Annotated in this window: 8 protein-coding genes, 2 tRNA genes, 1 rRNA gene and 1 riboswitch; of the genes, 9 read left to right on the top strand and 2 right to left on the bottom strand. The window is 54.7% G+C overall.

Annotated features, from left to right (window positions below; translation table 11 throughout):
* Nucleotides 1–39 precede the first annotated feature (39 nt).
* Both argH and oxyR read left to right on the top strand, forming a co-directional pair.
* Nucleotides 40–1413, top strand: coding sequence for an argininosuccinate lyase (gene argH / locus LAC65_RS15370; protein ID WP_039381161.1), 1374 nt, complete (start codon nt 40–42; stop codon nt 1411–1413).
* A gap of 348 nt (nt 1414–1761) precedes the next feature.
* Entirely contained in the window at nt 1762–2679 is a 918-nt protein-coding gene (oxyR, locus tag LAC65_RS15365; RefSeq protein WP_039381159.1) for a DNA-binding transcriptional regulator OxyR, read from the top strand.
* Here the strand turns inward: oxyR and sthA are convergent.
* The gene (gene sthA, locus LAC65_RS15360; RefSeq protein ID WP_039381156.1) at nt 2662–4062 is read right to left on the bottom strand and encodes a Si-specific NAD(P)(+) transhydrogenase; all 1401 of its coding nucleotides are present in this window, start codon (nt 4060–4062) and stop codon (nt 2662–2664) included. The two genes, oxyR and sthA, sit on opposite strands and share 18 nt — an antisense overlap.
* Nucleotides 4063–4255: 193 nt before the next feature.
* Here sthA and fabR point away from each other — a divergent pair, with 193 nt between their 5' ends.
* Nucleotides 4256–4900, top strand: a complete 645-nt coding sequence (gene fabR / locus LAC65_RS15355; RefSeq protein WP_039381154.1) for an HTH-type transcriptional repressor FabR — start codon at nt 4256–4258, stop codon at nt 4898–4900.
* 18 nt (nt 4901–4918) lie between these two features.
* Nucleotides 4919–5275, top strand: a complete 357-nt coding sequence (locus LAC65_RS15350; protein ID WP_039381151.1) for a YijD family membrane protein — start codon at nt 4919–4921, stop codon at nt 5273–5275.
* A gap of 31 nt (nt 5276–5306) precedes the next feature.
* Here the strand turns inward: LAC65_RS15350 and trmA are convergent, their stop codons facing one another.
* Nucleotides 5307–6410: a tRNA (uridine(54)-C5)-methyltransferase TrmA gene (gene trmA / locus LAC65_RS15345; protein WP_039381148.1), complete on the bottom strand. Its 1104-nt coding sequence runs from the start codon at nt 6408–6410 to the stop codon at nt 5307–5309.
* Nucleotides 6411–6523: 113 nt separating this feature from the next.
* Nucleotides 6524–6703: riboswitch (cobalamin riboswitch) on the top strand.
* Nucleotides 6704–6772: 69 nt separating this feature from the next.
* Here trmA and btuB point away from each other — a divergent pair.
* The 5 genes from btuB to LAC65_RS15320 all read left to right on the top strand — a co-directional run bounded on the left by btuB (nt 6773) and on the right by LAC65_RS15320 (nt 11736).
* The gene (gene btuB / locus LAC65_RS15340) at nt 6773–8638 is read left to right on the top strand and encodes a TonB-dependent vitamin B12 receptor BtuB (protein ID WP_039381146.1); all 1866 of its coding nucleotides are present in this window, start codon (nt 6773–6775) and stop codon (nt 8636–8638) included.
* Complete coding sequence (murI, locus tag LAC65_RS15335) at nt 8583–9434, top strand: glutamate racemase (protein ID WP_039381143.1); 852 nt, start codon at nt 8583–8585, stop codon at nt 9432–9434. The genes btuB and murI overlap by 56 nt, the downstream gene beginning before the upstream one ends.
* A gap of 395 nt (nt 9435–9829) precedes the next feature.
* Nucleotides 9830–11372, top strand: a 16S ribosomal RNA gene (locus LAC65_RS15330).
* A 72-nt stretch (nt 11373–11444) separates the two neighbouring features.
* Nucleotides 11445–11521, top strand: a tRNA-Ile gene (locus LAC65_RS15325).
* Nucleotides 11522–11660: 139 nt separating this feature from the next.
* A tRNA-Ala gene (locus LAC65_RS15320) sits at nt 11661–11736 on the top strand.
* Nucleotides 11737–11751: the final 15 nt, after the last annotated feature.

Below are 11751 nucleotides of genomic sequence, written 5' to 3'. Positions count from 1 at the left end.
TCAGGCCGCCTTTTTCAACACGATTTTAGGAGCAAGCAGATGGCACTTTGGGGCGGACGGTTCTCGCAGGCAGCAGACCAGCGGTTTAAACAGTTTAATGATTCACTGCGTTTTGATTACCGCCTGGCGGAGCAGGACATTACCGGCTCTGTGGCGTGGTCAAAAGCGCTGGTAACCGTGAACGTTTTAACCTCAACGGAACAGCAGCAGCTTGAAGCGGCGCTGAACGAGCTGCTGGCGGACGTACGCGCGAATCCGTCACAGATCCTGGAAAGCGATGCAGAAGATATTCACAGCTGGGTCGAGGGCAAGCTGATCGATAAGGTCGGGGCGCTGGGTAAAAAGCTGCATACCGGACGCAGCCGTAACGATCAGGTTGCCACCGATCTGAAGCTCTGGTGCAAAGAGCAGGTTGCCCTGCTGCTGGACGCGACGCGTCAGCTGCAGAGCGCGCTGGTGGCGACGGCAGAAGCGAATCAGGATGCCGTCATGCCGGGCTATACGCATCTGCAGCGCGCGCAGCCGGTTACATTCGCCCACTGGTGTCTGGCGTATACCGAAATGCTGGCGCGCGATGAGAGCCGTCTGCAGGATACGCTGAAGCGGCTGGATGTCAGCCCGCTGGGCTGTGGTGCGCTGGCCGGTACCGCTTATGAGATTGACCGCGAGCAGCTGGCAGGCTGGCTCGGTTTTGCTTCGGCAACGCGTAACAGCCTGGATACCGTATCCGATCGCGATCATGTGCTGGAGCTGCTCTCCGACGCGTCAATTGGCATGGTGCATCTGTCGCGCTTTGCAGAAGACCTGATTTTCTTTAACACGGGCGAGGCGGGCTTCGTCGAGCTGTCTGATAAAGTCACCTCAGGTTCATCGCTGATGCCGCAGAAGAAAAATCCGGATGCGCTGGAGCTGATTCGCGGTAAATGCGGCCGTGTCCAGGGCGCACTGACCGGCATGATGATGACGCTGAAAGGCCTGCCGCTGGCCTACAACAAAGATATGCAGGAAGATAAAGAAGGGCTGTTTGACGCGCTGGATACCTGGCTCGACTGTCTGCATATGTCAGTGCTGGTTCTGGATGGTATTCAGGTTAAACGTCCGCGTTGTCAGGAAGCGGCTGAACAGGGCTACGCCAATGCCACTGAGCTGGCAGACTATCTGGTCGCGAAAGGCGTGCCGTTCCGCGAGGCGCATCATATTGTGGGAGAAGCGGTCGTCGCGGCTATCCAGCAGGGTGTGGCGCTGGAAGCGCTGAGTCTGGCTCAGCTGAAGCAGTTCAGTGACGTCATCGAAGAGGATGTCTATCCGGTGCTTTCGCTGCAGTCCTGCCTCGACAAGCGTAACGCGCGCGGTGGTGTTGCGCCGCAGCAGGTAGCCCAGGCGATTCGCGAAGCACAGGCGCGTCTGCAATAGCCGCTCCCGGACGCTGGCCGGTTTGATACGCCATAAAAAAAGCGGGCTTTATAAAAAGCCCGCCAACCTCTGGCTTCGGAATTGCATATTTTTATAGGCACATCATCAGCGTACCGGCACTCCCCGCCAGCACAGTGATTGGGTTCAGCAAAACAGATTTGCTGCGTAAAAAGCGTTTTTTGTAAAAGCGTTCAGCCCCGGCACATGTTCAGCAAATAAATAAATTTTTCTACAAATGCATGGGCTTAAATCAGTGAGCGCTATTATTCCCGTGCATAGCTTGATAGGGCCAATCGTTCGTTGCTATTCTATCTATCGCCACGGGCTATCGTGGTTTGGAGGATATTAATGAACATTCGCGATCTCGAGTATCTGGTTTCACTTGCGGAACACCGCCATTTCCGTCGCGCTGCTGATGCCTGTCATGTCAGTCAGCCGACTCTGAGCGGACAGATCCGCAAGCTGGAAGATGAACTGGGCGTCATGCTGCTGGAACGTACCAGCCGTAAAGTGCTGTTCACCCAGGCAGGATTACTGCTGGTTGATCAGGCGCGAACCGTACTGCGTGAGGTTAAGGTGCTGAAAGAGATGGCCAGCCAGCAGGGTGAAGCGATGTCCGGACCGCTGCATATCGGACTGATCCCCACGACCGGCCCCTATCTGCTGCCCAATATTATTCCTATGCTGCATCAGACTTTCCCGAAGCTGGAGATGTATCTGCATGAAGCACAGACTCAGCAGCTGCTGGCACAGCTCGACAGCGGGAAACTTGACTGCGCTATTCTGGCGCTGGTTAAAGAGAGTGAAGCCTTTATTGAAGTGCCGCTGTTTGATGAGCCCATGAAGCTGGCGATCTACAAAGATCACCCGTGGCACGATCGCGATCGCGTGCCGATGTCCGATCTGGCGGGTGAAAAACTGCTGATGCTGGAAGATGGTCACTGCCTGCGCGACCAGGCGATGGGCTTCTGCTTTGAGGCGGGTGCGGACGAAGATACCCATTTTCGCGCCACCAGCCTGGAAACGCTGCGTAATATGGTGGCGGCCGGCAGCGGCATTACGCTACTGCCTTCACTGGCGGTGCCTAAAGAGCGCGTGCGCGATGGTGTCTGCTATCTGCCCTGTTATAAACCGGTACCGCAGCGCACTATCGCGCTGGTTTACCGGCCAGGTTCGCCTCTGCGCAGCCGCTATGAGCAGCTGGCAGAAGCAATCAAAACCCATATGCAGGGCCATTTTGACGCCGCGTTAAAACAGGCGGTTTAATCCGTTCAGCGCGGCCACGCGATAGGCTTCAGCCATGGTGGGGTAGTTAAAGGTGGTATTCACGAAATACTCAATCGTGTTACCGCCATTTTTCTGCTCCATAATGGCCTGACCGATGTGAATGATCTCCGCTGCGCGCTCACCAAAGCAGTGGATCCCCAGAATCTCTTTTGTCTCGCGGTGAAACAGGATTTTCAGGCTGCCGACGTGCATGCCAACAATCTGCGCGCGTGCCAGATGCTTAAACTGCGCACGACCCACTTCATAAGGCACTTTCATCGCGGTCAGCTGCTGCTCTGTTTTTCCTACCGAGCTGATTTCAGGAATGGTGTAGATACCGGTCGGAATATCTTCGATCAGATGCGCACTCGCTTCACCTTTGATGATCGCCTGAGCAGCAATACGCCCCTGATCGTAGGCGGCGGAAGCCAGGCTTGGATAGCCAATCACATCACCCACGGCATAAATATGTGGCTGCGCGGTCTGATACATACTGTTGACTTTGAGCAGGCCGCGTCCATCCGCTTCCAGACCCACGTTCTCCAGCGAAAGCGAGTCGGTGTTCCCGGTGCGGCCGTTCGCATACAGCAGACAATCCGCTTTGACTTTTTTGCCGGACTTCAGGTGCATGATCACGCCATCGCTGACGCCTTCAATCTTCTCAAACTCTTCGTTGTGACGGATCACCACACCGCTGTTCCAGAAGTGGTAAGAGAGAGAGTCGGACATCTCCTGATCGAGGAACGCCAGCAGACGATCGCGGGTGTTGATGAGATCGACCTTGACGTTAAGACCGCGGAAGATAGAGGCGTATTCGCAACCAATCACGCCGGCACCATAGATGATCACATGACCCGGTTCATGATGCAGGTTCAGGATAGAGTCGGAATCGTAGATGCGCGGGTGTGTAAAGTCGACGTCGGCCGGGTGATAGGGACGTGAGCCGCAGGCAATGACAAATTTTTCTGCCGTAAGCTGCTCGCGGGTGCCATCAGGCTGCTCCACCTCTATCGTGTTGGCATCAACAAAATGCGCGTCGCCCTGATAGAGTTCACAGCGGTTACGCTCATAAAAGCCCTGGCGCATGGCAGTCTGTTGACTGATAACATTTTCGGTGTGGTTAAGGATATCAGCGAACGAGGAGCGGAGAAGACGGGTATGATCGCTGTAGAGCGGGTTCTGATTGAATTCAATGATGCGGCTGACGGCATGACGCAGCGCTTTGGAAGGGATGGTTCCCCAGTGTGTACAACCGCCGCCAATGTTGTGGTAGCGTTCGATCACTGCGATGCGCGCTCCCTGCTTGACCAGCCCCATCGCCGCACCTTCGCCGCCCGGACCGGAGCCAATTACAATGGCATCGTAATCGTAAGACTTTTGCATACCAGTACGTCCTATTCTTCTATACATTTTTACAACGAGATTCTAACATCTCGCCGCGCACATCTGAATTCTAACAGTGAAAAATGCAGAAGTTTGACATTCAGTGAGGTTAACAGGCGGTGACAAAGTTTGCCCGGCTGTACGCTGAAAAGTTTGTTATAGTGAGCGCCTGATTACTCACAAGGCCGCAAAAATGGGCGTTCGGGCGCAACAAAAAGAACGTACAAGACGTTCGCTGATTGAAGCTGCATTCAGTCAGCTTAGTGCAGAAAGGAGTTTTGCCAGCCTGAGTTTACGCGAAGTGGCACGTGAAGCCGGCATTGCCCCAACCTCATTCTATCGTCACTTTCGCGATGTGGATGAGCTTGGACTGACCATGGTTGATGAGAGCGGGCTGATGCTGCGCCAGCTGATGCGCCAGGCGCGCCAGCGTATCGCGAAAGGCGGCAGCATCATTAAAACGTCGGTGGCAACCTTTATGGAGTTCATCGGCAACAACCCGAATGCGTTTCGGCTTCTGCTGCGCGAACGTTCCGGCACGTCAGCCGCCTTCCGCGCTGCTGTTGCACGTGAGATCCAGCATTTTATCGCAGAACTGGCTGACTACCTTGAGCTGGAAAGCCGTATGCCGCGCAGCTTTACCGAAGCGCAGGCTGAGGCGATGGTGACCATTGTTTTTAGCGCCGGCGCTGAAGCGCTGGATGTCGACTCTGACCAGCGGCGTAAGCTGGAAGAGCGGCTGGTACTGCAGCTGCGTATGATCGCCAAAGGCGCCTACTACTGGTATCGCCGGGAACAAGAGCGGCTGGCCGTGACCCTGGAAATCCCTGAAAAATAACGTGATAAGGATAATGAAATGATTGAGCAGCATCCTCGTGATAAAGGAACGTTATTACTCTCTTTTATCACTGGTTTAGCAATCAACGGCTCCTTTTCGGCGCTGTTCAGTAGCTTTGTGCCGTTTTCCATTTTTCCGCTGATAGCGCTTGGGCTGTCAGCATGGTGCCTGCACCAGCGTTATCTCAATCGCAATATGCCGGACGGCATGCCGTCACTGGCCGCGGCATTTTTTCTGCTGGGCATTCTGGTTTATAGCGCCATGGTGCGCGCAGAATATCCGGATATCGGCTCGAACTTCATTCCTGTCATTCTGATGACGGGACTGGTGTTCTGGATTGGCACGCGCTTCCGCCGCGCCAGAAGCCGGCAGTAAAAAAAACGGGAACCTGCGGGTTCCCGTTTTTTTATGCTTTGCGCGTCAGCAATACGCCGCATTCCATATGGTGGGTGTACGGGAACTGATCGAACAGCGCCAGTCGCTCAATCTGATGCGTGCCTGACAGCGCGGCCAGATTGTCGCACAGAGTCTGCGGGTTACAGGAGATATACAGAATACGCGGATACGCCTGCACCATTTTTACCGTTTCATCATCCAGCCCGCTGCGTGGCGGATCGACAAAAATGGTCTCGCACTGATAGCTGCTGAGATCGATGCCTTCCAGCCGGTTAAAGCTGCGCACGCCGTTCATGGCCTGGGTAAACTCTTCCGCTGCCATACGAATAATCTGTACGTTATCGATCTGATTCACAGCGATATTGTACTGAGCCGACGCCACCGAGGGTTTAGCTATCTCTGTGGCCAGTACGCGGCGGAAATTGCGCGCCAGCGCCAGCGAAAAGTTACCGTTACCGCAGTAAAGCTCCAGCAGGTCGCCACGCGACTGCTGCGTAACATCCAGCGCCCACTCCAGCATCTGAATGTTCATGGCGGCATTAGGCTGGGTAAAGCTGTTTTCCACCTGGCGGTAAATCAGCTCTTTGCCCGCCACCGGCAGACGCTCATCCACGTAGTCGCGATCCAGACAGATTTTGGTTTTGGTCGCGCGTCCAATCAGCTGCACATCAAATCCTTCAGCGCGCAGCTGGTCACGCAGCGTGCTGGCGGCGGCATGCCACTCTTCTTCCAGTTTGCGATGATAAAGCAGGGAGATCACAATCTGGTTGCTCAGCGTGGAGAGATAATCGATCTGGAACAGCTTAAAGCGCAGCACCTGATTATCACGTATCGCTGCCATCAGTCTGGGCATCATCTGATTAATCAGCTCGCTGGCGGCTGGAAAGCTGTCCACGCGAATGCGCTGTTTGGTCGTCTGGTCGAAGATGATGTGATAGAGGTCGTCACCGTCGTGCCAGATGCGAAACTCTGCGCGCATACGGTAGTGACTGACCGGCGATCGGAACACCTCCACGTCAGGCGTGGTGAAAGGGGTCATCATCGTCTGTAAACGGCTGACTTTTTCAGCGAGTTGCGCGTCATACTGGTCAATCGGGAGCTGTTCGGGTGTCATCTTCAATCCTGGTAATAAGCCTGCTTGCCGGGCGATTGTAGGCATTCAACTGCTGATGTCCAGCCCAACCGAACGTCAGAAAGCGGGAGGGGTGGATCGGCGGCGGGCTTAACCGTAGACTGCGGCCGCCGGCCTCATTGAGTTAAAAGGGAATCCAGTGCAAATCTGGAGCTGACGCGCAGCGGTAAAAGAATGTCGTGGTGATCGCCCAGGCAGACACTGTCCTGACGGATGGGAAGTCTTCACCATTTATGGTTCTCAGCCCGAAGACCTGCCGGTGTATCGTCGCAAACGCTGAGATCATCGCGTGCTATCGATCTCAGGCCTGCGGCATCCGGCTCGATCCTTTGGATGCTATAACAATGAAAATAACGTCTGCTTCGCTGTTCGCCCTGAGTGCAACAGCGCTGTCGCTCTGGGCGCGCTCTGGCTATGCCCGGCAAAATGATAATACGCAACTTGTCACCGCTAACCGTTTTCAGCAGCCGGTCAGCAGCGTGCTGGCACCAGGTGAGGTGATCACGCGGGAAGATATCGATCGCTGGCAGGCTAAATCGCTGACGGATGTCATGCGGCGCCTGCCGGGCGTGGATATTGCGCAAAACGGTGGTCCGGGCCAGACCAGTTACATCTATATCCGCGGTGCGGAAGCGCGTCATACGCTGGTGCTGATTGACGGGATCCCGCTGGCGAAGTCGGGGATCACCGGGATCGCTGACTTTAGCCAGATTCCGCTGGCGTTGATTCAGCGTATTGAGCTGATCCGCGGACCACGCTCCGCCGTTTACGGCGCCGATGCCATTGGCGGCGTGGTGAACATCATTACTGAGAACAGTGAGCCAGGCGGGCAGATAACGGCGGGCCTCGGGTCGAATCGCTATCAGGAGTATGATGCGGCGCTGCGACACAAGGTGGGCGAGGATACGCTGGTAACCGTAGCGGGGGCCTTTCAGTCGACGCGCGGCTATAACATCCAGCCGCAGTCGGCGTACGCAGTGGATGGCGATCGGGACGGCTTTCGCAGTAAAACATTCTGGGCCGGTGTGAATCACCGTTTCAGCGACAGTTTATCCGCCTTCTTTCGCGGCTACGGCTACGGCAATAATAGTGCGTATGATGCAGGCTATCAGGACGGCAGTGATAAACGGCAGATTTATAATCATACCTATGAAGGCGGTATGAAGTTCAGTGAAGAGCGCTACTCTTCGGAACTGAGCTACAGCTACCAGCGCTATAAAGATTACAACTATGCCAGTACGCTCGGCCTCTATCGTCCGGGCACGTCGCTGGATGATATGAGCCAGCGCAATCTGCAGTGGGGTAACAGTGTTGCCATGGCGCATGGCACACTCAGCGCCGGCATCGACTGGCAGCAGCAGAAACTGGCGTCCAGCGATCGGTTCAGCGCTGACAACTACACGCGTAACAGCACCGGTTACTATCTGACTACGCAGCAGCAGTTCAATACGCTTACGCTGGAAGGTGCGCTGCGCGGTGACGATAACAACCAGTTTGGCTGGAACGGCACGTGGCAGGCAGCGGCGGGATGGGCGTTTATGCCCGATTATCGCCTCATCTTTTCGTATGGCACCGCTTTCCAGGCACCTACACTGGGGCAGATGTATGGGCAGAGCCGTCTGTTTATTGCATCCAATCCCGATCTCCGGGCTGAGAGGTCACATCAGATTGAAACCGGTCTCGAAGGACTCAGCGGTCCGGTCGAATGGCACCTCTACCTTTACCACAATAAAATCAATAACCTGATCGACTACAGAGCTGACGAAAACTTTACTGGCACCTACTACAACGTACAGTCAGCGACGATTAAAGGCGTGGAGTGGAGCGGCAGTGCAGATACCGGTATTTTTACCCACCGTATCACGCTGCAATATATCGATCCGCGCCGCGATGACGATAATGAGGTGCTGGCACACCGTTCCCGCCAGCAATATAAGTATCAGCTGGACTGGACCGCACTGGATATCGACTTTGATCTCGCCTGGCAATATTTTGGTAAAAGCTACAACAACAATACCAACCAGTACGCAGCAACACAGCGTCGCATGCCGGGTTATAGCCTGGTTGATTTCTCAGCTGCGTATCCGGTCACGTCTCATCTGACAGTTCGTGGTAAAATTGCCAATCTGTTGGATAAGGATTATGAGACGGTTTATGGCTATCGCACCCCTGGACGAGAATACTACCTTAGCGCCAGCTACAGCTTCTGATCTCCGTCCCACCGTGCTGGTGTTTGATTCCGGCGTAGGTGGGCTTTCCGTCTATGATGAAGTCCGGCAGCTGCTGCCGGACCTGCACTATCTCTACGCTTTCGATAATGAAGGGTTTCCCTATGGCGAGAAAACGGAAACGTACATTGTTGAACGCGTAGTGGCAGTGGTTACGGCCATTACGCAGCGTTTTCCGCTCGCATTAGTCATCATTGCCTGTAACTCGGCCAGTACCGTCTCTTTACCTGCACTGCGCGAACGCTTTGCGTTTCCGGTCGTCGGCGTGGTGCCGGCAATTAAACCGGCGGCTCGCCTGACACGTAACGGAGTCGTCGGGCTGCTGGCAACGCGGGGAACGGTAAAGCGTCCTTATACCCATGAACTGGTGAAACAGTTTGCCCGGGAGTGCACCATTGAGATGCTGGGGTCTGCTGAGCTGGTGGAACTGGCAGAGGCGAAGCTGCATGGTGAACCGGTATCACTGAATGATGTTCGCCGGGCAGTGCAACCCTGGTTACGTATGAAAGAGCCGCCGGATACGGTCGTGCTGGGCTGCACGCACTTTCCACTGCTGCGCGATGAACTGCAGCAGGTTCTGCCGGATGGAACCCGGCTGGTTGATTCCGGTGCTGCTATAGCCAGGCGTACCGTCTGGCTGCTTGAGCACGAGGCGCCTGATGCGGCTTCTGCTGACAGCAACATCGCGTTTTGCACATCTATGGATGAAGAAGCGGTACAGTTATCCGGCGTTTTACAGCGTTATGGCTTTCCGCTGCTCGAAAAACTGGCAGTTTGAGGCGGTTTCGCTGAAAAAAACAACACTCAGAAAATAATTCAAAATTAGCACTTGTCAGCCCGGAAGAACTCCCTATAATGCGCCTCCACTGACACGGCACAACGGCTTACGAAGCGTCGCGTTAAGCAGGTGGCTTTTACAGCAACCTTCAGAAAAGCAAAAATAAATGCTTGACTGAAAATGCGGAAAGCGTAATATACGCATCCCGCGCCGCTTGAGAAATCGCGGCGCTGCTCTTTAACAATTTATCAGACAATCTGTGTGGGCACTCGCAGGATTGATATCACAAGCCTACGGGCTTTAAAAAATATCAAGTCTTTGCTGAGTGAACACGTAATTCATTACGAAGTTTAATTCACAGAGCACCGCTTAACTTGTTTAAGCAAATCAAACTTAAATTGAAGAGTTTGATCATGGCTCAGATTGAACGCTGGCGGCAGGCCTAACACATGCAAGTCGGACGGTAGCACAGGGGAGCTTGCTCCCCGGGTGACGAGTGGCGGACGGGTGAGTAATGTCTGGGAAACTGCCCGGTGGAGGGGGATAACTACTGGAAACGGTAGCTAATACCGCATAACGTCTTCGGACCAAAGTGGGGGATCTTCGGACCTCACGCCACCGGATGTGCCCAGATGGGATTAGCTAGTAGGTGGGGTAACGGCTCACCTAGGCGACGATCCCTAGCTGGTCTGAGAGGATGACCAGCCACACTGGAACTGAGACACGGTCCAGACTCCTACGGGAGGCAGCAGTGGGGAATATTGCACAATGGGCGCAAGCCTGATGCAGCCATGCCGCGTGTATGAAGAAGGCCTTCGGGTTGTAAAGTACTTTCAGCGGGGAGGAAGGCGGTGAGGTTAATAACCTCGCCGATTGACGTTACCCGCAGAAGAAGCACCGGCTAACTCCGTGCCAGCAGCCGCGGTAATACGGAGGGTGCAAGCGTTAATCGGAATTACTGGGCGTAAAGCGCACGCAGGCGGTCTGTTAAGTCAGATGTGAAATCCCCGGGCTTAACCTGGGAACTGCATTTGAAACTGGCAGGCTTGAGTCTCGTAGAGGGGGGTAGAATTCCAGGTGTAGCGGTGAAATGCGTAGAGATCTGGAGGAATACCGGTGGCGAAGGCGGCCCCCTGGACGAAGACTGACGCTCAGGTGCGAAAGCGTGGGGAGCAAACAGGATTAGATACCCTGGTAGTCCACGCCGTAAACGATGTCGACTTGGAGGCTGTTCCCCTGAGGAGTGGCTTCCGGAGCTAACGCGTTAAGTCGACCGCCTGGGGAGTACGGCCGCAAGGTTAAAACTCAAATGAATTGACGGGGGCCCGCACAAGCGGTGGAGCATGTGGTTTAATTCGATGCAACGCGAAGAACCTTACCTGGCCTTGACATCCAGAGAACTTAGCAGAGATGCTTTGGTGCCTTCGGGAACTCTGAGACAGGTGCTGCATGGCTGTCGTCAGCTCGTGTTGTGAAATGTTGGGTTAAGTCCCGCAACGAGCGCAACCCTTATCCTTTGTTGCCAGCGGGTCGTGCCGGGAACTCAAAGGAGACTGCCGGTGATAAACCGGAGGAAGGTGGGGATGACGTCAAGTCATCATGGCCCTTACGGCCAGGGCTACACACGTGCTACAATGGCGCATACAAAGAGAAGCGACCTCGCGAGAGCAAGCGGACCTCATAAAGTGCGTCGTAGTCCGGATCGGAGTCTGCAACTCGACTCCGTGAAGTCGGAATCGCTAGTAATCGTAGATCAGAATGCTACGGTGAATACGTTCCCGGGCCTTGTACACACCGCCCGTCACACCATGGGAGTGGGTTGCAAAAGAAGTAGGTAGCTTAACCTTCGGGAGGGCGCTTACCACTTTGTGATTCATGACTGGGGTGAAGTCGTAACAAGGTAACCGTAGGGGAACCTGCGGTTGGATCACCTCCTTACCTGAAGATACCTTCCCGCGAAGTGCTCACACAGATTGTCTGATAGAAAGTAACGAGCAGAAAAACCTCTACAGGCTTGTAGCTCAGGTGGTTAGAGCGCACCCCTGATAAGGGTGAGGTCGGTGGTTCAAGTCCACTCAGGCCTACCAGATTTGTCTCATGCTGCGTTATGTCTCCGGCTCGCATAGTTCACTATGCTTCGCGGAAACATGCCTTGCCTGAGCCAAATCAACGTTTCTCCCTGGAGAGAAGTTGAGTGGTAGTAGATGGTCTCTGCAGTGACTGTATGGGGCTATAGCTCAGCTGGGAGAGCGCCTGCCTTGCACGCAGGAGGTCAGCGGTTCGATCCCGCTTAGCTCCACCATTACAGTCCTGAAAA

Origin of the sequence: Pantoea eucrina, assembly GCF_020079945.1 — a bacterium.
In the GTDB taxonomy this organism is placed as follows: Bacteria; Pseudomonadota; Gammaproteobacteria; order Enterobacterales; family Enterobacteriaceae; genus Pantoea; species Pantoea eucrina.
Note: the sequence above shows the minus strand (reverse complement) of the source record. Positions and strands in the feature narration are given on the sequence as shown.